Origin of the sequence: Geomonas terrae (assembly GCF_004791675.1) — a bacterium.
Taxonomy (GTDB): Bacteria; Desulfobacterota; Desulfuromonadia; order Geobacterales; family Geobacteraceae; genus Geomonas; species Geomonas edaphica.
In genome coordinates this window covers 663,990-687,650 of sequence record NZ_SRSC01000002.1, presented here as the reverse complement: position 1 = coordinate 687,650, position 23,661 = coordinate 663,990, and the positions used below count along the sequence as shown (strand labels likewise).

Annotated in this window: 19 protein-coding genes; 11 read left to right on the top strand and 8 right to left on the bottom strand. The window is 61.5% G+C overall.

What is annotated here, in order from left to right; translation table 11 throughout:
- Positions 1-26 precede the first annotated feature (26 nt).
- The 5 genes from E4633_RS10195 (at position 27) to E4633_RS10175 (ending at position 5,145) form a co-directional block, all read left to right on the top strand.
- A complete protein-coding gene (locus E4633_RS10195) occupies positions 27-1,094 on the top strand; it encodes a tetratricopeptide repeat protein (RefSeq protein WP_135870137.1) in 1,068 nt (355 codons plus the stop codon).
- 26 nt (positions 1,095-1,120) lie between these two features.
- Positions 1,121-1,396: an HU family DNA-binding protein gene (locus tag E4633_RS10190; RefSeq protein WP_135870136.1), complete on the top strand. Its 276-nt coding sequence runs from the start codon at positions 1,121-1,123 to the stop codon at positions 1,394-1,396.
- A 134-nt stretch (positions 1,397-1,530) separates the two neighbouring features.
- Complete coding sequence (locus E4633_RS10185; RefSeq protein WP_135870135.1) at positions 1,531-3,201, top strand: Na/Pi cotransporter family protein; 1,671 nt, start codon at positions 1,531-1,533, stop codon at positions 3,199-3,201.
- Positions 3,198-4,100 (top strand): Ppx/GppA phosphatase family protein, encoded by a 903-nt coding sequence (locus E4633_RS10180; RefSeq protein ID WP_135870134.1) that lies wholly within the window; start codon positions 3,198-3,200, stop codon positions 4,098-4,100. The genes E4633_RS10185 and E4633_RS10180 overlap by 4 nt, the downstream gene beginning before the upstream one ends.
- Positions 4,101-4,242: 142 nt before the next feature.
- Positions 4,243-5,145, top strand: coding sequence for a sensor domain-containing diguanylate cyclase (locus E4633_RS10175; RefSeq protein ID WP_135870133.1), 903 nt, complete (start codon positions 4,243-4,245; stop codon positions 5,143-5,145).
- Positions 5,146-5,189: 44 nt separating this feature from the next.
- Here E4633_RS10175 and E4633_RS10170 read toward each other — a convergent pair whose 3' ends face one another.
- Complete coding sequence (locus tag E4633_RS10170; protein WP_135870132.1) at positions 5,190-7,175, bottom strand: methyl-accepting chemotaxis protein; 1,986 nt, start codon at positions 7,173-7,175, stop codon at positions 5,190-5,192.
- A 287-nt stretch (positions 7,176-7,462) separates the two neighbouring features.
- On the opposite strand from E4633_RS10170, the gene E4633_RS10165 reads away from it, so the two are divergent.
- The gene (locus tag E4633_RS10165; protein ID WP_407925454.1) at positions 7,463-8,896 is read left to right on the top strand and encodes an ammonia-forming cytochrome c nitrite reductase subunit c552; all 1,434 of its coding nucleotides are present in this window, start codon (positions 7,463-7,465) and stop codon (positions 8,894-8,896) included.
- A gap of 158 nt (positions 8,897-9,054) precedes the next feature.
- Here the strand turns inward: E4633_RS10165 and E4633_RS10160 are convergent, their stop codons facing one another.
- The 3 genes from E4633_RS10160 to E4633_RS10150 all read right to left on the bottom strand — a co-directional run bounded on the left by E4633_RS10160 (position 9,055) and on the right by E4633_RS10150 (position 14,602).
- On the bottom strand, positions 9,055-9,657 hold the full coding sequence (locus tag E4633_RS10160) for a short chain dehydrogenase (protein WP_135870130.1): 603 nt from the start codon (positions 9,655-9,657) through the stop codon (positions 9,055-9,057).
- Positions 9,658-9,706: 49 nt separating this feature from the next.
- Entirely contained in the window at positions 9,707-12,703 is a 2,997-nt protein-coding gene (locus E4633_RS10155; protein ID WP_135870129.1) for a BamA/TamA family outer membrane protein, read from the bottom strand.
- A 258-nt stretch (positions 12,704-12,961) separates the two neighbouring features.
- Positions 12,962-14,602, bottom strand: coding sequence for a mucoidy inhibitor MuiA family protein (locus tag E4633_RS10150; protein WP_135870128.1), 1,641 nt, complete (start codon positions 14,600-14,602; stop codon positions 12,962-12,964).
- Positions 14,603-14,953: 351 nt separating this feature from the next.
- On the opposite strand from E4633_RS10150, the gene E4633_RS10145 reads away from it, so the two are divergent.
- From E4633_RS10145 to E4633_RS10130, 4 genes are all read left to right on the top strand, one after another.
- Entirely contained in the window at positions 14,954-15,757 is an 804-nt protein-coding gene (locus tag E4633_RS10145) for a hypothetical protein (protein ID WP_135870127.1), read from the top strand.
- Positions 15,758-15,799: 42 nt separating this feature from the next.
- A complete protein-coding gene (locus E4633_RS10140; RefSeq protein WP_135870126.1) occupies positions 15,800-17,251 on the top strand; it encodes an SLC13 family permease in 1,452 nt (483 codons plus the stop codon).
- A gap of 13 nt (positions 17,252-17,264) precedes the next feature.
- Complete coding sequence (locus tag E4633_RS10135) at positions 17,265-17,726, top strand: RrF2 family transcriptional regulator (RefSeq protein ID WP_135870125.1); 462 nt, start codon at positions 17,265-17,267, stop codon at positions 17,724-17,726.
- A 75-nt stretch (positions 17,727-17,801) separates the two neighbouring features.
- Positions 17,802-18,716, top strand: coding sequence for a carbohydrate kinase family protein (locus E4633_RS10130; protein ID WP_135870124.1), 915 nt, complete (start codon positions 17,802-17,804; stop codon positions 18,714-18,716).
- Here the strand turns inward: E4633_RS10130 and E4633_RS10125 are convergent.
- The 4 genes from E4633_RS10125 to pdxR form a co-directional block, all read right to left on the bottom strand.
- The gene (locus tag E4633_RS10125) at positions 18,713-19,585 is read right to left on the bottom strand and encodes an EamA family transporter (protein WP_135870123.1); all 873 of its coding nucleotides are present in this window, start codon (positions 19,583-19,585) and stop codon (positions 18,713-18,715) included. The genes E4633_RS10130 and E4633_RS10125 overlap by 4 nt on opposite strands.
- A gap of 173 nt (positions 19,586-19,758) precedes the next feature.
- Positions 19,759-20,997, bottom strand: a complete 1,239-nt coding sequence (locus E4633_RS10120; RefSeq protein WP_135870122.1) for an MFS transporter — start codon at positions 20,995-20,997, stop codon at positions 19,759-19,761.
- A 168-nt stretch (positions 20,998-21,165) separates the two neighbouring features.
- Positions 21,166-21,663, bottom strand: a complete 498-nt coding sequence (locus E4633_RS10115; protein ID WP_135870121.1) for a cytochrome C — start codon at positions 21,661-21,663, stop codon at positions 21,166-21,168.
- Between the two features lie 163 nt (positions 21,664-21,826).
- Positions 21,827-23,221: a MocR-like pyridoxine biosynthesis transcription factor PdxR gene (pdxR, locus tag E4633_RS10110; RefSeq protein WP_135870120.1), complete on the bottom strand. Its 1,395-nt coding sequence runs from the start codon at positions 23,219-23,221 to the stop codon at positions 21,827-21,829.
- A 57-nt stretch (positions 23,222-23,278) separates the two neighbouring features.
- Between pdxR and E4633_RS10105 the strand changes: the two genes are divergently transcribed.
- Complete coding sequence (locus E4633_RS10105) at positions 23,279-23,650, top strand: pyridoxamine 5'-phosphate oxidase family protein (RefSeq protein ID WP_135870119.1); 372 nt, start codon at positions 23,279-23,281, stop codon at positions 23,648-23,650.
- Positions 23,651-23,661 lie beyond the last annotated feature (11 nt).

Below are 23,661 nucleotides of genomic sequence, written 5' to 3'. Positions count from 1 at the left end.
TTATTTCCACCATTATCGGAGGCTGCATGTTTTTCGGACTGTTCGGCAAAAAGGATTTTCGTCACTACCAGAACCAGGGTGCCAAGCACCTCGCGGCGGAGCGTTTCTCCGATGCACGCGTTGATTTCGAGGAAGCGCTGAGGCTTTGCCCCAAGGACGCGGCGCAGGAGGCTGCGGCGATCCGTGAGGGTCTTAATCAGGCCTGCGACCACCTGGGGGCGTTGAACCTCCAGGAAGGGGAGCATGCGCTCAGGGCGGGCGAGGCGCAGAAGGCATACGACCATTTCCGGCTTGCCGCCGACCTGGCCGTCGACCGCGGCATCAAGTCGCGCGCCGAGGCTGAGGCCCTCAAACTGGAGCAGCCTGCACCCGCCGCAGCTCCCGCGGACGGTGCCGCTGCCGCACCGGCAGCAGCTGCCGCTGTAGGCAACTACAAGCCGCACAGCGGCGGCTCCTGCACGAGCTGCAAGGGGCACGGCGGCCACCATCACGAGGAGCCGGCCCCCATGGAAATGAGCCTCTCAGAGGAGGATCAGTTCTACCTCATGGTTCAGCCGCTCCCAGGCGACCTGCCGGGACGCTATGCTGCCATGGGTCCTAAATTTGCCCGTGCCTACCTCCTGATTCATGAGGGTAACGACCGCGACGCTTTCACAATTTTGCAGGAAATGTTGTTATCTGGTGAAAATGACATTGTATTATACGAAGTGGCACTTATAATGTTCAGGGGCGGCCAAATTCATGAGAGCGAAAAGCTCCTGAATCGCGCTCTTGCCCTCAATCCGCAGAACGCCGCGGTATACCTCGCGCTGGTCCAGCTTTACGCAGGCGGCGGGGCTTATCCGCAGGCCATGGCGGTTGTGGAGAAGATGCTTGAGCTTGATATCCTCCCCGACCAGGCTCAGTTCATGCTGGGCGAGTTGCACGAAACTACTGGCAACACCGAGCGCGCCATGGAGCTTTGGACCAAGTCGCTCGAGCATCCGAGCGTGGCGCGTTCCGCCGCTGAAAGGCTCATTCCGATTCTCAACGGGCAGGGACGCTCCGACGACGTGAAGTTCCTGACCAAAAAATATTTAAAGGGTTGTTGTTAAAGCAAGTGGTTCCCCGGAGGTGGACAATGAACAAATCAGAACTCATTGAATCTCTCGCTGCCAGAAAGACCCTCTCCTTCAAGAAAGCCGAGGAGGTGGTCAACGCGGTCTTCGCTTCGATGACCGAAGCCCTGCTATCCGGTGACCGGATCGAGATAAGGGGCTTTGGAAGCTTCGTGGTGAAAGAGTACGACGCCTACACCGGAAGGAACCCCAAGACAGGCGAATCCATTTCAGTAAAGGCCAAGAAGCTTCCCTTCTTCAAGGTCGGCAAGGAACTGAAGGAAAAGGTCTCCGGTTAGCTGAACTTTCCGTCGAAGTCCGCGGGATCCGAAGATCTTCGTAGTCACCATTGCGCCCGCCGGCCTCCCGCCGGCGGGCGCCCATTGTTTTGTAGCTGTAGTACAGCTTTTACAGAGCCAGAACCGGCCTTGCCATGTTTCCCACCTTTTGGTCGTACATCGTAGAGGCCCTCGGCGGCCTCGCGCTCTTCATCCTCGGCATGCGGACCATGTCGGAGGGGCTGCAGAAGGTCACCGGAGAGCGCCTGCGCCGCATCCTCGAGCGCACCACCGGAAACCGCCTCACCGCCCCTTTGCTCGGCAGTTGTCTCGCATCGCTGCTCCAGTCCGGCCCGGCTGCGTCCGTGCTCGTGGTCGGCTTCGTTAACGCTGGTCTCCTCTCGCTCTACCAGGCCCTGGGCGTACTGCTCGGCACCGGTATCGGCACCACGCTCGCCATCCAGTTCATCGCCTTCCGGGTCTCCGCACTCGGGCTGCCGGCCATCGCCCTCGGCGTCTTCTTCAGCTTCTTTTCGCGCAGCAGGAGACTCTCCAATCTCGGCCGGATGCTCCTCGGTATCGGTCTCGTCTTCTTCGGTCTTTCCATCCTGGAGGGGGCCTGCCTGCCGCTCAGCGAGAGCGCCATCATCGCGGGGCTGCACCAGACGCTTCCTTCGCTGCGCCTGGTGGCGGTCCTTATCGGCGCGCTCCTCACCTTTGTGGTGCAGTCCGGCAGCGCCACCCTCGGTATCGTAATCGCACTCGCCTCGGCCGGTGTTCTCTCCTACGATTCCGCCATCGCCATGGTGATAGGCGAGGTGGCTGGTGCGGCGCTCATCCCGCTCATCGCATCGATCGGCGGCAGCCAGACCGCCAAACGGGCCGTGATCATCTACCTTGGTATCAGCTGGGGCGCCATCGCCCTCGCGCTCATATTTTTCCCGCTGTTTCTGCGCCTGGTCGCCCAGGTCTCGCCCGGCGACCTTACCCTTTTGCACCAGGGCGCTCCGCCCGAGGCCGTGGTGCAGGCCCTGCGCCCGCACATCGCCCGACACCTGGCCAACGCGCATACCATCTTCACCGTCGCGTCGCTTCTCGTGTTTCTCCCGACCATCGGATTCTTCGCCCGCTCCGCCGAGACGCTCCTCCCGACGAGACGCTCCGAGAGCGAGCCGAGGCCCCGTTTCATCGACGTCCGGGTGATCAAGACGCCGACCATCGCTCTCGTGCAGGCCTGGAACGAACTGGCCCGCATGGGGAGCATCGCCGCCTCGATGTATGCCGACCTCGTTTCCCAGTTCGACGGCTTCAACCCCAAGGTAGCCGCCGCGGTACGCGACAAGGAGGTGGTTCTCGACATCCTGCATCGCGACATGTCCCAGTTCCTGGTGGCCCTTTCGCGCGAGACGCTCTCGATTGAGCGCGCCGTGGAAATCCCGGCCATGCTCGAGCTTGTGAACGAGATCGAACAGGTGGGGGACCATATCGAAGCGGTGCTCAACTACCTGATGCGCAAGAAGGAAGAGCGGCTTCGTTTTTCATCAAGCGCGATGGACGAGTTGAAACGTTTCGCGGCGCGGGTGGGCGCCGTGGTGCAACTCTGTGAGGCGGTCCTGAAGGGTGAGGACGCCCCCGACGTGACCCCACTCCAGCTCGAGATCGCTTCGCTTGAAAGCGAGCTGCAGACAAGTCATCTGCGCCGTCTGAAAAGCGGTAAGTGCAGCATCGTCTCCGGGCTTTTGTACGGCGACATGATCGCTTCGTTCTCCAAGATCGCCCAACTCGGATTCTCCATGATCAACGAAAAGAAAGGAATAACCCCATGACCGACAAAGTAGCCTCCATCGACCTCGGCACCAACACCGCGCGCCTCCTGATCGCCAGCCGGGATCCCTACCGCCAGATCCTGCTCAAGAGGATCATCACCAGGCTCGGGGGGGGCTTCACCAGGGAGTTCGGGCTCTCGGAAGAGGCGCAATTGCGCTCGCTTGCAGCACTCAAGGAATTTGCCGCCGACATGGCGGCGCACGGCGTCCGTCGCGTGAGAGCCGTGGCAACTTCCGCGGTCCGTGACGCCAAAAACGGCGCGGAGTTCTGCCGTCGTGTGCAGGAACAAACCGGCATCACCCTCGAGGTGATCGACGGCAACGAGGAGGCCGTCCTCACCCTCAGGGGGGTCGCCTCCATCCTCGACAACAAGGACGAGGATCTCGCCGTTTTCGACGTCGGAGGGGGGAGTACCGAGTACACGCTGGCCGCGCTGCAGCAGCCGCTATTCTCGCGCAGCCTCCCGATCGGGGTGGTACGTCTCACGGAAGGGAAGGGGAGCGTCGCCGCCATGGAGGACAAGGTCAGACGCGAACTCGAAGGGCTCAAAAGGGAACTTCAGGGGGAAGGGCATCTCGAGCGTTTTGCCGCCGCAACCCTGGTCGGCACCGCCGGGACCGCTACAACCCTGGCCGCCATCGACCTTGGCATGACCGACTACGATTATCGGCGGGTGAACAACTACACCCTGCCTTTTGCGAAGGTCGAGGCGATGTTCGAGCGGCTGCTTCCCCTGACGCCTCAGGAGCGCCTCCTGGTGCCGGGCCTTGAGCCGGGCAGGGAGGATCTCATCATCGCAGGAGTGCTGGTGGTGCTGACCACCATGCGCGTCTTCGGTTTCGGGAGCTTCAAGGTGAGCGATTCCGGACTGCTTGAAGGGGCGATCCTCGGTGTCTAGCTGGGGCGGGCTTTTTTGACAACGTTACGGGCAGCGACTATACTCATTAACACTTCGGCCACATCTTGCTCATTATTCGCTGTCTGGCCGTGCATCCTTCGGATACCGGTTCAGTCTTCTCCGTCCTGAAGGAGCACGTGTCATGCATCTCAGCAGCGCTTCATACTTAAAAATCATCGAAGAGCTGCGTGACGGCCTGTATATCGTCGACATGAACCGGAAGATCGTCTTCTGGAACCACGCCGCGGAAAGGATCTCTGGCTACGGCGCGGATGAGGTGGTCGGTAAGCCGTGTGCAGACAACATCCTCTGCCACGTCGACGATATAGGCCTAAACCTCTGCTGCAGTGAATGTCCCCTCGCGACCACCATAGAATCCGGCACTCCGCACGAAGCGCGCGTCTTTCTGCACCATAAAAACGGTCACCGGCTGCCGGTCTTGGTCCGGGTCGTGCCGCTCACCGACGACGACGGCAAGGTAATCGGCGGCGTCGAGATGTTCTCCGACGACAGCTTCACCGCGGCCAACGAGATGCGGCTGCAGGAGCTGGAAAAACTGGCCCTCCTGGATGGACTCACCCAGCTTGCCAACCGCCGTTACCTGGACCGTGAGCTCGAGGCCCGCCTTGAGGAGTTGAACCGCTACGACATCCCCTTCGGCGTCCTGTTCATGGACCTGGACGACTTCAAGTGCATCAACGACCGCTACGGACACGATACCGGGGACCGGGTACTGCAGTTCGTCGCCGGTACGCTGAGCGCTAACTCCCGCCCCTTCGACCTTTACGGGCGCTGGGGAGGCGAGGAGTTCGTCGGCATCGTCCGAAACGTCACCGCCGCGAACCTCAAGCACATGGGGCAGCGCCTGCGCAAGCTCGTCGAGAAGTCCTTTCTCCTGGTCGATGACGTGCATCTGCGCGTCACCATCTCCATCGGCGCCACCATGGCGCTCAAGACCGATACGCTGCACACCCTCCTGCAGCGCTCCGATTCCCTCATGTACCAGAGCAAGACGGCCGGCAAAAACCGGCTCAGCATCGGGTAGCGCGCCCCGCCCAGGCTTTAGCAGGGACGGGGCGCCTAATCCCGCTACAGCCTGAAGCGTGCCACGATCTTTTGCAGGTCGTCCGCCATCCGGTTCAGATGGGCCGCGGCGTCCGCCGTTTCGTGCGCGCCGCGCGCAGTCTCGGAGACCACGTCCTTTATCTGGTGCACGTTTGTCGATATCTCGCCGGTCACCGCGGTCTGCTCCTCAGCGGCCGTCGCGATCAGGTCGATTTCACGGTTCACTTCGTCGATCACCTCCAGGATGCGGTGCAGAGCCTCGCCCGATTTCCTGGAACTCTCCATCCCTTTTTCCACCTCGGCAACACCCTGATTCATGGTTTCCACGGCGCCCCCGGTCTCGGACTGAATCGTCTTTATCATCTCGGCGATCTCCCGGGTCGCGCGTGTGGTGCGCTCGGCAAGGGCGCGCACCTCGTCGGCAACGACGGCGAAACCTCTCCCCTGTTCGCCGGCACGCGCCGCCTCGATGGCGGCATTCAAGGCAAGCAGGTTCGTCTGGTCGGCGATGTCCTCTATCGTTCCCACGATCTCGCCGATCTGGTCCGAACGGGTCCCGAGGTTCAACACGGTCCGGGCGGACTCCCGGACGTTGGCCGCTATTTTTTCCATCCCCTGCAGTGTCTCGTGCAACACTGCTGCGCCACCTTGTGCCGTGTCGGTAGCCCGCTTGGAGGATGACGCTGCCTCACCGCAGTTCCTGGAAATTTCGTTCGAGGTCGCCGACATCTCTTCACTTGCGGTTGCCGCGGTCCCTGATTGGAAGGCGACTTCCTCCGCAGCGGTGGCTATCTGTTCCGCCGTGCTGCTAAGTTGGTGACAGGCGCTCGAGACTTCAACGGTACTCTTGGCTATCAAAGCGACGATGCCGTGGACGTTCTCGACAAAGCGGTTGAACCAGAGGCTCACTTCTCCCAGTTCATCCTTTCGTTCGGCAGTGAGCCTTCTGGTGAGATCTCCCTCGCCCTGGGCGATGTCTTTCAGCATCGCGAGGAGCTGTGCGATGGGGTTTGTTATGCCGCGCATGATGATGAAACAGACGATGACGGTTACCACGCAGAGGGCGAAGGTGGACAGAAGAGCCACGAGCAGTGAGTGTCTCGCCTCGGTGGCCTGGCCTTCTGCGGTCACGAGGATCCTTTTTGCCAGCTCATCCTCCAGCTCTTTCAGCACGTTTATTTTTTCCGAGGCGCTGGCGAACCATTCTTCCGGCGCGATGCCGAACCCTCCGCTCACCCCCTTGGCCAGCACAGCCGAGCGAATCTGCCGGGTTTTCTCGAAGCTCGGACCAGTCGACTTCTCGTCGTAGGAACGCAGGACCGATTCCGGTGCGAAGGTCCTGAACTGTTCAAGGTACGTTTTCTGGGCGCCCGCGATATCGAAGGTTCTTTGGTAGGTCTCGTCGTCAAAGCGGTCCGCGCCCAGCACCGCGTTCAGCGTAGCACGCTCTTTTCCCGCTTCTTCCTTCGCCTTGACGAAGGCGTAGTAGGCCGACGCCTCCCGCATGACCTCGGGGGCGCCGCTCGTTGTTGCCACCTTGGCGATGACCTTGGTGTACGCATCGACAAGCTTCGTGTAGAACGCGAACGACTCGGAGCCTTGAATCTGCAGCGCGTCGATTCGGCCGCGTGTCTGTTGGAGGGAGGAAAGCACCGTGCCGGCCGTGTCGAACCCGGGCCCGGCCGCAGCAAGCGCCGAAGCGTTTGTGGTAAATATTTGCTTTACCGAGTTAAGTTTCTGGTTCACCTTTTCACGTTGTCCATTCAGCTCCGTACCAAACTTCGTCCCCTTTGTATTTATGAATCCTGAGGAATATCCACGTTCCTTCTGGATTTCGTGAATCAGGTCGCCGACCTGCACCGCGAATCTGGTAAGGGTCTCCGTCTGAACCATCCTCTGTGACAGGGCATAGTTGTTCTTTATCCCCCAGGAGGCGAACATCAACATGCCACACAAGGGTACGACGAGTAGCAGCAGCAATTTGTAGCGAATCTTCAGGTTCTGTAACATGTGCCCCCCGGTAGTAATAAGTAAAACCATTGAAAATGAGCTCTAAATACTTGTCGGTTACTTTAGTAACTTCTTTATATGTATACATCTTTGACTTAGGTCAAATAACAATCATCAACCCCCTGTCTGAATTCGAGTTTGTACGGTGCCTATGACGTCCTGACGACGCGGAGGAGGACAACTGCGGAATCGGTGGTAGACTGTGGTGCGTTTTCCAATCAAATCTTGAGCAAAAGGAGGCACAAATGCGGAGCAGGAAAGCAAGGTACCTTTCATTTTTCGCCCTTATGACTGCAGTTTTGATCTGGAGCGCGTGCGTGCAGAAAAGAATGGATCCCATGACCGGCGAAATGGCCCCGGAAGGCAAGTTAGATCCAGCCGATGTCGCCATAGACCCGGCGCACTGGGGTAAGCTCTATCCCATTCACTACCAGCAGTGGAAGCTGACCAGCGAGCCGACCCCCGCAGGTCTCAGCAAGTACAAGAGGGGGTATGACGTCGGTGAGGAGCGGCGCGACAAACTGGACGAATACCCCTTCCTTGCGCTTTTGTACAACGGCTGGGGCTTCGGGGCCGAGTACAATGAGCCGCGCGGCCACTATTACATGGTGCAGGACCAGCTCGAGGTCGATCCCGGGAGGATCAAGGCGGGCGGCTCCTGTCTCACCTGCAAGACTCCCTACGCGCCCAAACTTGCCAAGGACATGGGACAGGCCTATTTCCCGACCCCGTACAAAGAGGTCCTGGCGAGGCTTCCCAAGGACAAGCAGACCCTGGGCGTTGCCTGTGTCGATTGCCACGACAACAAGGGGATGGCCCTGAAGATCTCGCGCGGCTTCACGCTAGGCAAGGCGCTCAAGGAGATCGGACTCGACGAGACGAAGCTGACCAGGGAACAAAAACGCACCTTCGTCTGCGCACAGTGTCATGTGACCTACATGATCCCGAAGGACAAGGACATGCACTCCACCAACGTGATCTTTCCTTGGGCGGGTAGCCAGGAAGGGCACATTACCATCGAGAACATCATCAAGCAGATCAAGAGCTCACCTGCGAACGGTGAGTGGGTCCAGGCGGTTACCGGCTTCAAGCTTGGCTTTGTCCGCCACCCCGAGTACGAGTTCTACTCGAACCAGAGCCCGCACTACATGGCAGGCGTCACCTGCGCCGATTGCCATATGCCTGTGATGACGGTGGACGGCGAGGATCTCACCGACCACAGGATCATGAGTCCCTTGAAGGGGAACATGTCCGCCTGTGCCGCCTGCCACGGCGAGACTCCCGTCCAGCTAAGGCAGAAGGTAATCGACATCCAGGACCGTTTCACCGACCGGTATCTCAAAGCCGGGTACGCAGTTGCCACGAATGCGAAGCTGTTCGAGATGGCGAACCGTGCGAGGAGTGCGGGCAAGCAGATCGACCAGGAGTTGTACGGGATGGCGCGCGAGCATTACGAGCAGGCCTTCTACCGGCTCGTGTTCGTGGGGGCCGAGAACTCAACCGGGTTCCACAACCCCGCCGAAGGGATGCGGGTCCTTGAGGATGCGGCGAACCACGCCTCTGCGGCTGACATGCACCTGCGCCAGCTCCTCGCCCAGGCGGGCGAGAAGGTACCCGAGAAGGTCGACCTCGAACTTCCGAAGTACCTCAACAACCGCGGTGCGAAGAAACTCCAGTTCAAGCCGGAACACGAGGTGAAGCCGCCGACTATAGTGCGGTAGATGTGATTGCCATGTGAATGAGGGGGAGGAAGGCGCGCGTTCTTCCCCCCCCCCAGGGGGAAGGTGCCCGTGACGCATAAAAAAAGGGCAACGGATCGTGGGAAATACTCCCCGCTCCGTTGCCCTTTTTCTTGTCCTCGCGTTGTCGGCGCGTTATCTCAGGCGAAATCCTTGGCGTTGATCACGGTGCCGCTGCGCGTGCCGTGGATGCTTGACCAGTAAGCCTGGGCTACCTGCTCAGCCGGCATCCCCCCGGTCGCGTCCATCCCGAGTGCTTCGAGGGTTTCCTTTACCCACGGCGGGCTCACCACGTTGATGCGTATGCCGCGCGGCATCTCGAGCGCCGCGGCGCGCACGAAACCTTCGAGCCCGGCGTTGACCATGCTGATCGAGGCGCTCCCCGGCATCGGACTATGGCTCAGGACCCCGCTGGTCAGGGTAAAGCAACCGTTGTCGCTTATGTAGTTCATCCCCACCCGCACCAGGTTCACCTGGCCCATCAGCTTGCCGGCCAGCCCGGTCTGAAAGTCCTCGTCGGAAAGTTCCGCCAGCGACCCGAAACGGGCGACGCCTGCGGCGCAGGTGAGGGCGTCGAAATGGCCCACCTCCTGGAACATCCGCTCGATGGACTCCTTGTCCGACATGTCCACCCTGTGGTCGCCGCTTCTGAAGGCGACCTTGACGACGTCGTGCTCAGTCGCCAGGAGTTTCGCCACTGCCTTCCCTATGGTTCCCGTCGCTCCCACCACGATAATCCGCATATGTTCCTCCTGTTCAGCGGTTATGGTTTTTGGGGCCCGGTGTCTATCTTTAGAGCCCCAGGTACAGCGCGAAGTATATCTGATCTTCGCCGTCCTTGTTGAAGCCGTGAGCAAATCCTAGTGCCGGGGTGACTTTGGCCCAGTAGCCGATGGTCAGATCGGCGCGCAACTCGACACCCGCGCCGACTCTCGTTTCGTCGGCTGCGAAGGGGCGCAGGCCGCCCCAAACCTGTCCCGCGTCTACGAAGAGAGCGGTGTGCAGTTTTTCTGCGAAGGCGGGAACGGTGCCCGGCCCGGAGAGGGGATACATGATCGGTGCCCGGTATTCGATGGTTCCCGTTGCCACGTACTTGCCGGTCATGGAACGGAGCGGATAGCCGCGCAATGGGTACGGGTTGAGGTCGGACGGTGCACCGCCCAACTGGAAGGCCTGCTGGCCGTACTGCAGGTCGCCATCGGCGAAGGCACCGGCCAGGCGCAGATATAACACCTGATTTCCCGACTGCCTGATCGGCATATGCAGGTACTCCTGCCAGGTCGCGCTGTACTCGGAGAGGTTGATGTCGCTCCCGAACCCTTTGTCAAAGCGGCGGTACAAAAGCGAAACCCTCCGCCCTTCCTCGGAGCTTATCGAATAGGGGTACTTCAGCACGTCGTCGAAGTCGATCCCGGCGAAGAGGTTGTCCCTGCGCCCCTGAAAGACTGGAACGCCATGGAAGGTGCCGTCGTCGGACACGTCGCTCAGCGCTTTCTGGTCCAGAAGCTCATAGCCGGCCCGCAGGCGGTAGCGCGATTCCAGCCGGTTCAGGGGGACAGCGGCCTCGACGGACACCCCGCGGTTCAGTTCGTAGTAGTCGTTGCCCGTCTGGTAAAGGTCCCCGTACAGAAACGGTTCGTTGTGCGCCCGGAGGGTGAAGGTCGGGTAGAAGGAGTCGTTCTGGTAGATAAGGCTCCCGTAGCCGCGTTTGCGGCCGTCACTGTAGGCGCCGCTTACGGCGTAGGTGTGGTAGCCGAGCGCGTCGCTTCCAGCGGTATAGGCGCCGATGGCGACTCCCTCGCCGTCGGCGTAGAAGCGTGGCAGCCAGAAGCGCGGTGCGATCGTCTTCAGCGGCGTGTACGAGGTGGACGGGAGCAGCGCCGGAGTTTGAGAGGTGGCAGTCTGGACCGTCGTCGACTGGGCTGTCCCAGCCTGTGTTGCCGCAGTATCGGAAGTGGCGCCTTCGGGTGCGGTCGGCTCCGATGCGGGAGAAGTAGGGAGGGCGCGGGTAAGCGGCAGCGAGGGGCCGCGGCTTTCACTCCAGGCCGAGTGCTCCAAGTTGAATGCCGCGATCCTGAAACCGTGCGAGGTGTAGTGCGCAATCAGCATGCGGCTTCCGTCGGGAGAAGGCTCAGGCTGCAGGGCGCCGGTCAGCAGGTGACTCACCTGGTAGCTCTTGCGCGCCTTGAGATCATAGGCAAAGACGTTGAAGACCCCGGTCTCGTCCGAGACGTAATAGACGACCGCGCCGTCGGGCGCCCAGGCGGGGTAGGCGAGGGAGTTCCCCGCGCTTATCAGGACGCTCTCGGATTTCCGGTCGATGTCGTAAATCATGAGGGAACTCCGGCCATAATTGTCGGTCCGGACGTAGCTGAGCATGCGGCCGTCGGGCGCCCAGCGCGGGGCGGAAACCCGCTCCCCCTGGTAACGCGTCACCGGGGAAGGTTTAGGCTTCTCCTGTCCCGCTCCGCTTTCGAAGAGGACCAGGTTCTGGCTCCCGGTGCCGCTTTGCACCGCGGCAAAGAGTTTCCCGTCCGGGGAGAGCTGCACTTCGCCGAGGCGCTCACCCTTGGTGAGTCGGTCGGTGCGGTCATGGTCGAGATCGTGGACGTAGAGGTCCTGGTAGAGGTCGAAGCCCCGTGTGATCTCGGCTTGGGTGAAGTAGATGCGTTTGCCGTCCGGCGACCAACTGAGGCTCCCGTCGGAGAACTGGCGCCTGAAACTTGCCAGCACGTGCCGGCCGGTGGCGTCGGTCACCACGACAGATGCATGGTCGTGCGGGTCGCGCCTTGTGAATGCGATGCGGCTTCCATCCGGGGAAAAGCGCGGGTAGGTGAGGTTTTCACCTTCGTCGCTGATGCGGGACAGCGTCGTGAAGGGCTTCCGAGAGAGGAGGGCGATTCTTGCGCTTTGCTCCTTTCTGAGCGCCACGAGCATATCCTCGTACACATCCCGATAGCTATTGCCGTTGAAGTTCCTCTTGGCAGGCGCGCTGATGGTGTAGGGGATACGCCCGGCATGGGCCTGGGTGAGCTTTCCTGCCGCGTCCTCGCCGTAGGTCTCGGCGATGTAGCGCTGCAGGCGGTAGCCGTAGATGTAGGGGAGGCTCCCAGCGGGCCAGAAAGGCACGTCGCCGTTGATCTGGTCCACGCCCGGGAGGTTGTTTTCCGCTACGGCCGCACGGAAGATCATGTCGTAGTAGCTCCCCTTGCCGCGCCCCTGGCCGGTGTACTTCGTCTCGGCCCAGGTTGCCATCCCCTCGTGCCACCAGCGCGGCATGAAGGTGTTGGGCGGGGCCGTCGCAAGGAACATGACCACGGCGATGGGATCCATCCAGGGAAGCGGTTTGCCGAAAATGGCGCGGGTCACCTTGGAGTAGCCGCGCGCCGGGTCGGCGGAGAGGATGTGGGCATACTCGTGCGTGATCAGCGTCCTCATCCAGTCGTCGTACTCCCCGAGCGTGGAGGCGAGTGAAGGGGGGACCACCTGAAGGTAGATCGTGTTGTACGGGATGGTTATGGCGAGCCCGTTGGTGAAGTCGCTGTCGTCGATCAGGATCACCTGGGTCTTTTCCGCTGGTTGCCACTTGAACTCGAGGGTGAGCTTTTCGTGCGCCTCCTCGGCCAGCCGAGCGGCCTTCTGCGCCGCGGCCTCCAGTCCCTGGTGATAGTGGATGGTGAAGTGAGCGGTCTCGATGGTGGAGTAGGTGAACCTGGTATCGAACTTGGCCGCCTGTGCAGTGGTTGCCAGCCAGAAGAGGGCGACGACGGCAAGCATCAAAGATTTCATGATGTCCTTTCCAAACGGTAGTGGGATAGCTGTTGCGGGAGGGATGGGGGGGGGTGCCTCAGCTAGTGATTAGATGATTCGATTAAGGCAAATCCCCCCCGTCCCCCCTTCGCAAAGGGGGGGGCGGGGGTTCACGGTCGGCGCTTCGTGGGCATTTATTCGTACACCACGAAATTCCATGAAGAACCTTTGCAAAGGGGGCGTTTGGCCATGGTTGCTGCTTCAAGGAAACACATGCACGGTTCGCCGGGGGTGACCTTACTCGAGCCCGAGCAAGTCGCGCCCCTTCGGGTAGTCGATGACGATGTCGTAGGAGACCTTCCGCTTCTCGCCTGGTGCAAGCTCGAGTTTCCAGATAATGGTGCCGTCTTCCTTTGTCTCCACCGGTTTCAGCGAGAGTTCTTCCACCTTGACTGCGATCTCGGCGTTCCCCGGCAGCGGCTTCTGGTCTTTCAGTCCCACGGGAACCGGACGGGCCTTGAAATTCTGCAGCTCGATATCGACGTGGTAAGTGACGCTGCTGTCGGCGATGAGGCCGCCTTTTTTCTTCACCCTCGCCACTTCGCGCTTCACCTTCACCTGATCATCGCTGCCGAAGTAAAGGTCAAAATCCTCGCCGGAAGCGACCGCTTTCAGCTGACTTTTACCCACGAAGACGGCGTCGTTAAAGATGTTGACCTCGCCGGCAAGAAGGGGATAAGCGGTGCGGTTGGTGACGGTGGACTTGAGATAGACCCGCGGTGAGAGCTTGGGCACCGTTTCGTAGCCGACGGTGACCGGGAGCTTCTCCGTCGCGATCATGCTCTGTGCATGGCTGCCATCGGCGGTGACGTCCACCGGCTGTACCACCTGGAACTGTACCGAGGTCTGTCCCTGTGCCACCTGGGCCGCACTGAACTCCGCCTGCTGCATCCGATCCTCGGCGGGTGCCGCCGGGACCGCGCCGTACGCGGGCGCAGCCATCTCCATCTTGGCGCGCGGCAGGTACGGAATGGGACGTGGCGGCTCGTAGAAAGAAACGCGCCACGGGAAAAGCTCGGGCGCGCCGCCGCCAGAGGCGGGGCTCGCGGTGGATAGGGTAAGCTTCACCCCGGGCCAGTCCTCACCGGTCATCTGCCAAACCTGCGCACGGTAAACCAGCTCCGCCTCTTTACCGTCCGGCGCGAGCCGCACGTCGTAGGTCGGGATCCATGTCGCCTGCGGCACCAGGTAGCTGAACTCCATGTCGAACTTCATCTCGCGCTCGGCTTCGATCGCCACCTGAACCGAGCGCACCTCCTTCATACCGTCCGCCCGGTTTTGCTCCAGCTCCTTTTTCAGGGCGGCGATGCGGTCCTGCAGTGGGCGTTTCTCCGCCTCCGCATCGTAGATTTTCTCCTCGATCTTGCCGGTGTTATCACCGACGAAGCGCATCGCCTGGTCGAGTTCGCCGGTGATCGGTTTTCCTGCACCGATCTCCTTCGAGATCCTCTCTCCATAGCCGACCCGGATCGAGTCGATGAACGCCTTCTGCGCCGCGAGCGCCTTGCGACGCGCCTCGATGCTCTCAACCTTGCGGGTGAGCTGCACGATCTCGTCCTCCAGTTCGCGCACCCGCTTTTCATGGGACCGGTCCAGGAAGACCTTTTTCACGGAGATGCCGGCGATGCGCGCGCGGCCGGATCCTTTCCCTTCGGCCCTGAGGGATTCTTCCATCATGAGCTGCGGCATGTCGTCGAAGTTCACCAGGTTCATGCCCGGCCTGAGAGTGACGGACGCCTGCCGGGTCACCTGGGCGCGGTCGGAGAACACCGTAACAGCCGTGATCCTCGACTGCGCCTGTAGGGTGCCGGTAGCGGCGTGCAGGGAAAGCGGCCAGGCAAGCAGGAGGGTTGTCAGGAACAATCTTAAAGCATGCATTTGACACCTCGGTTCCAAGTATCGGTTATAGGGGAGCGGCGGATGGATATCCTCTTGTGATGGCTTGCAAAATCCCTGTTTCTATAGCGCGTCCGTGACGGCAAGTCAATGAGTATGGGCTCAGGCCTGCGGTGCGCGACGCTAGAACCTGCAGTTTCCGTTCAGCAGTCTCGATCTGCACGCATTTCCTGACGGTAACACACCGGTTTTCTGGGATATTTGAATACTCTACTTATGCTGTAGACAATTCATTTAATTTTGTTGACTGAATTGGTTGAATAACGTATCTTGCCTAAAATTGCACGCTCAGGTGTGCTTTGCGCTTTTCGAATCGACGATGGGGGAGGGGCCATGAGGATAGACGAGAATAAAATGCGGGAGCTGGCAGCCCGGACTTCTCCGTTTTCTCCGGACGCACTGCGGCGGGAGGAGAACGTTTTTTTCATAGGTGGCAACCTTCCCGAGCGCCAGACCATAGAGACCCTGTACGAGAGTCATTACCAGAGCAACGCCGCACTCTTTCACCTCACCTTTGGTGAGCGGGACCGCTTCGCAAGCGGCGAGAACCTTGCCCGTCTCATCAAGAAGAACTTCAATGCCCGCCTGACCGGCAGGCTCGACTTCGCGGCGACGCCGCAGATGATCGATCGCGCCTACGCCGCCGGCATCGACATTCTCGACATCCCCCTGCACGCTGACCGTCGCGCACACGCGGCAGTCGAGGGGGGCGATCACGAAGAGCGGTTTAAGGCCCTGGCATACGCCCGCACCATATTTCCCAGGTGGTCCGTCGTCTCAACCCTTGCCGCGGCCCAGGAAACTCCCGCTGCCATCAAAGCGGGGATCGATGTCCTGCTGGAGGATGGCATCGTCCCGCTCGTTGAGCTGTCGGGAGACGCTGCCAGGGGTGCCGTGAAAGACCTCACCCAACTGTTCGGCTACCTGCAGTCCGGGTGGCGAGAGAAAAAGGTGCTGGTCAAGCCGCTGCTGCCGCTCATCTATCTGATCACCCCCCTGGCGCCTGCTTCGCGTAAGGGGATCCTGCGCGGCTTCATCGACAGCGTTGAGGACCGTCGCTTGCTGGCCACCTCCGACCTCAGGCGCTTGCTGCGCGTGAAGGAAGTGGCAGAATCTTTCGAGTCGTCCGGACTGTAGTCCCTGTCATGAAATAGATCCGCAAGAGGGCACGCCGCACCAATGGAAAACAACCACCTCCTAGAAAAACCGCTCAAGATCGACAACCGTCCCATGTGGCTCATCCTGCTGGACCGCACCGCGCGCTACCAGGTCATGGCCGCCGTGGTCCTGGTCATCGCCGTGCTGGTTCGCCTGACTCCTCCCGAGGGCCTCTCCGTGGAAGGTTATCGGGCGCTGGTTCTCTTCGGCGCCACGGTCTTCTTCTGGATTTCCGGACTGCTCCCCATCGCGGTCACCGCCCTTTTGTCCATGGTCATGCTCCCGCTTCTCGGCATCATGGACGCGAAGAAGACCTACTCGATGTTCGGGAACGAATCCGTCTTCTTCATCCTCGGCGCCTTCATCCTTGCCGCCGCCATGACCGGCACCGGCATTTCGGCCCGCCTCGCGAGGGCCATGCTCGCCCGCTTCGGCCGGACCCCGACCAGGCTCGCTTTGACCGTATTCCTTCTGTCCGCCTTCCTCTCCTTCATCATGAGCGAGCACGCCGTCGCCGCCATGCTCTTCCCGGTGGTGACGGAACTCACCACTGCGCTGCGCCTCGAGAAGGGTAAGAGCAGTTTCGGGAGGCTCCTTTTCATGTCCATGGCGTGGGGATGCATCATCGGCGGCATCGCCACCTTCCTCGGAGGTGCTCGCGCACCTCTCGCGGCCGGACTTCTGAAAGAGGCTACCGGACTTCACTTCTCCTTCGTGGAGTGGTCCACCGCCGCCTGCATGATCGTCCTGCCGCTCCTCGTGCTCGGATTCGTGATCCTCTTGAGGTTCTTCCCTCCCGACATCGACGATGTTGAAGTAGGACTTAAATTTCTGAACGGCAAGCGCATAGAAATGGGGAAGATCAGCGGTGACGAGATCCTGACCGCGCTCGTCATGGTGGGGACGGTCGGGTGCTGGATGTTCCTCGGCGAGAAGACCGGCCTTGCTGCCATCGCCATCCTAGGTGCTGCCGCGCTGTTCACCTTCCGGGTCGTTTCCTGGCAGAAGATCGAGGAGTACGTCAACTGGGGGATCATCCTGATGTACGGCGGCACCATAGCGCTCGCCTCCGCACTGGAAAAAACCGGGGCGGCGGTTTGGGTGGTGAAAAAGGGGATGGGGGACCACGCGCACGCGCCGCTTGCGGTGATCGCGGTGATCTCGCTGGTGGCGATCCTAGTGACCGAGTGCATCAGCCACGCCGCCGTGGTAGCCATCCTGATGCCGGTCGGGATGGGGCTGTGCCAGACCATGGGGATGGACCCCAAGGTGATGACCCTATCCATCGCGCTTCCCGCAGGTTTGGCTTATTGCCTCCCCATGGGGACGCCCGCCACCGCAATTGCCTACGCATCCGGCTATCTTAAAAGCCGCGACATCATCGTGGCGGGAGGCGTTGTCATGGCCGTCTCGTGGCTCCTCTTCATGGGGTCGGTGGTGTTTGTCTGGCCGGTACTCGGCCTGAAGATCTGACAGGAATACCCGCATGATTTCAAAGAAAACAAAATATGGCCTGAAGGCGCTTATCTACCTGGCGCGACGCTACGAGCAGGGGCCGATCCTGATTGCCGATCTCGCGCGCGAGGAGAGGATTCCGAAGAAGTTCCTGGAGAACATCCTGCTCAACCTGAAAAACGCGGGGGTGCTGCAAAGCCGCAAGGGAAGGGGAGGCGGGTACTCGCTTGGGCGTCCGCCCGAGAAGATCACCTTCGGACAGGCGATCCGCCTCATGGAGGGGCCGCTCGCCCCGGTTCCCTGCGTCAGCGAGATGGCCTATGCCAGATGCACCGAGTGCGGCAGTGAGCTCACCTGCGGCATAAGGCTCGTGATGAAGGATGTGCGCGACGAGATGGCCAGGATCCTCGACGGGACCACGCTCGCCGACGTGCTGGAGAAGATCGACCGGGCCGGTGCCCAGGGACCGGACGTGGTCGATTTCTGCATCTGACACGGGACTCCCTTTACATCGGCGTCACTATCGCCGTATATTGCTCTGCGTTCATATCGAACGAGAGGAGCGGCGATGAAATACGATGTGGTCGGCCTCGGCGTCTCGACCATCGATCTCCTCATGGTGGTCGATGAGCTGCCGGGTGGAGAGCTGGTGCAGAAGGCGCATGCGACGGCGGTGGCGGGCGGAGGGCCGGTGGCAACGGCGCTGGTCGCCCTGGCGCGGCTGGGTGGAAAGGGCGCCATGCTCGACCGGCTGGGAGACGATCTCTTCGGCCGTATGATCCTCGAGGAGTTCGGCCGCGAAGGGGTGGATACCTCCGGCATCGCGATAGCGCAGGGGAAAAGCTCGTCGCAGGCGAGCATTCTGGTCCGGCGGCGCGACGGCGCCCGGGCCATCACCTTCGCCCCTGGGGACAGCGGCGAGCTTGATGCCGCCGACCTTGCGGTGGATGCGATCCGAGCCGCCCGCATTCTGCACTTGAACGGCCGCCACTGGGATGCCTCGCTGCGCGCAGCACGAGTCGCGCGGGAGGCAGGGGTGAGGATCTCCTTCGACGGCGGCTCGCACCGATTCCAGCCCGCGCACCGCGAGCTGATGCCGCTCGTTGACATCTGCATAGTCGCCCACGACTACGCCACTGCCTTCACCGGTGCAGCCGATCCCGGGAAAGCGGCACTCGCTCTCGTCGAAGCGGGCCCAGGCGTCGTCGCCGTTACCTGCGGCACCGACGGAAGCCACGTCGCTGCCAGGGGCGGTGAGCAGTTCCACCAGATCGCTTTTCCGGTCGAACACGTGGTCGACACGACCGGAGCGGGGGATGCCTACCACGGCGCCTTTCTTTTCGCGCTGATTCGCGGCTATTCCCTGCGTGATTCCGCCCGCATGGCGAGTGCCGTCGGAGCCCTCAATACGCGCGCCTTGGGCGGCCGTGCCGCACTCCCCACCTTTGCCGAACTAGAATCCTACCTTCTCGAGCGGTCCTAGCGACGCTCCGACGCCGGTTGCTGTCCCGCCCAGATACTCCACAAGACCAGTCCTCCTCCCAACAATTGCAGCGGGGTAAGCCGCTGCCCCAACACGAGAAAGCCGAGCAGCGTCGCCATCACCGGGCTCAAGAGCCCGAGCAGGGAGACCGCCGACGGCTGCAGCCGCCTTATCCCCCAGAAGAAGATCATGTAGGTGATCCCCGTCCCGAAGATGCCGAGGTAGGCGTATCCCATGACGTTCACGGCGGTGAGGTGCGTGATCGGTTCCTCGAAGAGAAGCGCGAAGGGGAGCAGGAAGAGCCCGCCGAAGACCAGTTGCCACGCGGTGTAGGCGGCGAGCGGCATCGGCGAGGTCCAGCGCTTGGTGAGCACGGTCCCGAGCGCCATGCACCCGGCGCCGGCAAACGCTGCGGCGACCCCGATGGCGTCGAGCCGGGCCGCCGGCGTGAGGACGAGAAGGGCGACGCCGATCACCCCGGTCCCTGCCGCCGCCCAGGCAAGCCGCGAGTGCTGCGCCTGCAAAAGCACCCGGGAGAGGCAGATCACGGCAAGCGGCTGGGTGGCGATCACCGTCGCGGCCACGCCGCCGGGGAGGCGGTAGGCGGCGATGAAGAGGAGCGCCTGAAAGACGCCGATGTTCAAGAGCCCCAGGAACAAAAGGCGCCACCACCATTCTCCCTTGGGAAGGGTGCGTAGCGCGAGGGCCATGAGGACGCCGATGGGGAGTACGCGTAAAAGCGCCGCGGTCAGGGGATGGTTGGGCGGCAGCATCTGCGTCGTGACCACGTAGGTGCTGCCCCAGATGCAGGGCGCGATGGCGGTGATGAGCGAAGTGCGCAGCGTGTGTCGGCTGTGGTCCTGGTGCATGTGCAGGGGAACTCCTGGGTGCGCGGAAGTCTATTATCCAAAAACAAAAGGCATCAACGCAAAGACGCAGAGCCGCAAAGGCGCAAAGATAAAAACCTGACTCTTGGTTCTACCATGTATCCGGTTCTCTTTGCGCCTCCGCGCCTTTGCGTCTTTGCGTTAAGTCTTTTGGTCTAAATGAACTCCTCGAAATAATCGAGATCCTTGTGGAAGGTCTCCTGCAGGCGCGAAAGGGAGAAGAGCGCTATGGCGAGGGTCGCCACTCCGACGGCGATGGTGCCTGCCTCCAGTCCCATGCTTTTTCTCGCCACCTGGAAGAGCATTGTGATGGGGATGGTCATGCCGCGCACGAAGTTGGGGACGGTGGTGGCGACGGTCGCTCGCAGATTGGTGCCGAACTGCTCCGCGGCCACGGTGACGAAGATGGCCCAGTAACCGATGCCGAAGCCTAGCAGGCAGCAGATCCCGTAGAAGGCACCGGCACTCACGCCTGAGGCGTTGAAGTAGACGGCCACTCCTAAGACGGTGAGCAGCAGGAACAGGAGCACGACCTTTTTGCGGCTTTGCATCAACTGGCTCAGGACGCCGCTCACGAGGTCACCTCCTACCAGGCCCAGGTAGCAGTACATCACCGCGTTCCCCGCGTTCACGTTCCCCTGCACGGCGAGGGCCTTGGCGAATTCCGGCGAGAAGGTTATCAGCACGCCTACCACGAACCAGGAGGGGAGCCCGATCAGGATGGAGTGCAGGAAGCGCCCGAAGCGGTCGCGTGAGGTGAAGAGGGCGAGGAAGTTCCCCTTGGAAACCGAGGCCCCTTCCATCCCCTTGAACATGCCGGACTCGACGACGGAAAGCCGCAGTACGAGCAGCATGAGGCCCAGTACCCCGCCGATGACGAAGGCGCTGCGCCAGTCGAACTCCCTGGCGACGAAGTTGGCGAGGATCGCCCCGGAGACCCCGACCGTGGCGACGATCATGGTGCCGTAACCGCGGATGGAGCGGTGCAGCACCTCGGATACCAGGGTGATGCCGGCGCCCAGTTCGCCCGCCAGGCCGACGCCGGCCAGAAACCGCAGTGCCGCGTAGGCCTCGATGGAGCCGACCATGCCGTTGGCGAGGTTGGCGAGGGAGTAGATGAAGATCGAGCCGAACATGATCTTCAGGCGTCCCTTGCGGTCGCCGAGGATCCCCCAGAGAATCCCCCCCAGCAGCATCCCCGCCATCTGCATGTTCAGCAGGAAGACCCCTTTGTCGATCAGCTCCTGCCCGGCGAGGCCGATCCCCTTCAGGCTCGGCACCCTCACGATGCTGAAGAGGACGAGGTCGTAGATATCGACGAAATAGCCGAGGGCGGCGACGATGACGGGTAGCCCCAGCACCTGGCGCAGGGAACCTTGTGATGATGCGGTCATGGCATGCTCCGGAAGCTCGTTGCGTTCAGTTGAACATTAAAATTTTTACTCTAATACACCGGTCGGCTGCGCCAAGTCAACGAGAATACGGGCGAGGAAGGGTTTTCCGCTGGAGCGGGGTGGGGAAGGCGACGGGAGCTGCAGGTGCAGCTCCCGCCTGACCAGAGATCACTTTGGCGGTTGCGGGAAGAGGATGAAGGGACCCTGGGGCTCCTGCTCGGGAGGGAGATAAGCCGGGGCCGCCTCGCCCCTGGGGCCGGACGCCTTGACGTAGCGGTAGATGGCCCGCAGGTCCTCACTGGACATGGCGCGCAGGTCGTACCAGGGCATGGGGGGCTTGGTCTCGGCGGTACGCGCGAAGCTGAGCCACTGCTTTTCCGTCATCTGCGCCATGAAGTTTCTCAGGTTTGCAGGGTACGTGGTGCCCCAGGGGCCCCTCCAGCCGAGCCGGTCTCCGGTCAGCCAGTGCTCCTCTGCTACCTTGCCGGCGGCCATGGCATAGCCGCTCGTATGACAGTCATTGCAGCCGCCGATCCTCACGAGATAGCGTCCCCGCTCGATTGCGCCTGAACTACTTGTGCTCTTCCCGGCCGCCCATGCCATTTGTGCCGATGCTGCTACCGTCACGAGCAGCGCTCCTGCGATGGTCCTGCGCAGTAAAGCCATGCTTCGCCCCCCTTTGATTGGCTTAGAGATAGAAACCAGCACGATTGTACCATTGGGGATGTCGTCACGCAGCAAGCGTTGTAGGAAAAGGAAAGGCGTATCTGTATCTACTGCCCCCATGATTTAGTTGAAAACTGCACCTGTTGCCGTTTTTGAGTTTTCGCTATCTTCCCTTACACAGTGTACGAAGCAGGGCAACCCCTTCATCGATCCGTTCCGGAAGCAACCCGCCAAAGCCTAAAAGCAGATGGGTATCCGCAGGCGGGTCTCCGGCGCACATCTGCGAGAATGGGACCAGTCGCATCCCGCTACCCTTGGCCCGGTGCAGGATCTCGGCCTCTCCCGGGTTCTCGGACACAAGGCGCAGTACCACGTGCAGACCGGCGTCGGCCCCGAGCACCACGCCGTCTGCGCCGAACTCCCGCCCGATCGCGGCGAGGAGCAGGTCGTGTTTTTGCTGGTACAGCGTCCTCATGCGCCGCACGTGGCGCTCCCAGTACCCCTGCTCCATGAATTTAGCCATGCACCTTTGCTCCAGCAGCGGCACCGTGGAGAAGTAGTTTCCGAAGTGTGCCCGGTAGGCGGGAAGCAGGGGGCGCGGCAGCACCATGTAGCTCAGGCGCAGGGTCGGCGAGAGCACCTTGGAAAAGGTGCCGAGGTAGACGATGTTGCCGTCGGGACGCAGCCCCTGCAACGACGAGATCGGCTTGCCGTGGTAGCGCAGTTCGCTGTCGTAGTCGTCTTCGAGGATGAGGTTGTCCCCCGTCTGTGCCCACTCGATCAGCTTGAGCCGATTGGCGACGGGCATCACGTGCCCCAAGGGTAGTTGGTGCGACGGAGTGACATAGACGATGCCGCTTCCGCTCGATCTGAGATGGTCGATGTCGATGCCCGAGGGGTGCGTCGCGACCTTGTGCAGATGGTAACCGTTGTTCGCGAACACCGCCCTCGGCAGGTGGTAGCCAGGCTCTTCCAGCGCGACCGATGGACGCCGGTCCTGCATCATGCGGCATAAAAGCTCCAGGCCATGCTGCAGCCCCGAGGTGATGATGATCTGCCCCTCGTCGCAGATGACGCCGCGTGAGCGTTCCAGGTACTCGCGCAGGTTAGTGCGGAGCTCCAAATCTCCCTGCGGCTCCGTGTAGGTGGTGAGGGAATCGGCGCAATCGCGCAGCGCCTCGAGGTAGCAGTTGCGCCACTGCGCCACGGGGAAGGTCCCAGGCGCAAGGCGTGCCGGGTGAAAGTCATAACGCAGCTGATCCGGTTTCCCTGGGTGGGAACGGCGGGGTGAAGGGTAGGGGAGCGCTGAGGCGAAACCCCGCTCGAGGGGCGATACGAAGTACCCGCTGCGCTCGCGGCTGTAGATGAAGCCTTCCGAATAAAGCTCCTGGTAGGCTGCGTCCACCGTGTTGCGGCTGGTGGAGAGTTCCGCGGCCAGATCCCTGACCGAGGGGAGCTTCTGGTCCGGCGCGAGACTGCCGGCAAGGATCTTCTCCCTGATCTGGTTGTAGAGCTGCTTATAGAAGGGAAGCGGAGTACTGTCACTTAGGATGAACATGGTGGTATCCCTGAATCAACGGGCGTCATGCCCGCATAACAACGAAGGAGAAATGAAATGGTTGCAGAAAAATTGCTTGAGATCCTGAAGCAGGATGGAGTAGTCGCCATAGCCACGCTGGGTGAGGACGGGCCGCACATGGTGAATACCTGGAACAGCTACATCCGGGTGACCGCCGACGGGCGCCTGCTGATCCCTGCGGGCTACATGCAGAAAACCGAAGCCAACGTCGCGTTCAACCCGGAAGTCCTCATCACCGTCGGGAGCAGCAAGGTGCAGGGATTGCACGGGCCGGGCGCCGGTTTCCTGATTCGCGGCAAGGCGGCCTTTCTGACCTCGGGTGAGGAGTTCGATCTGCTGAAGGCTAAGTTCAGCTGGCTGCGTGCCGCGTTTGTGGTTACCCCCGATACCGTGACCCAGACCTGGTAGGGGCTCGCCCT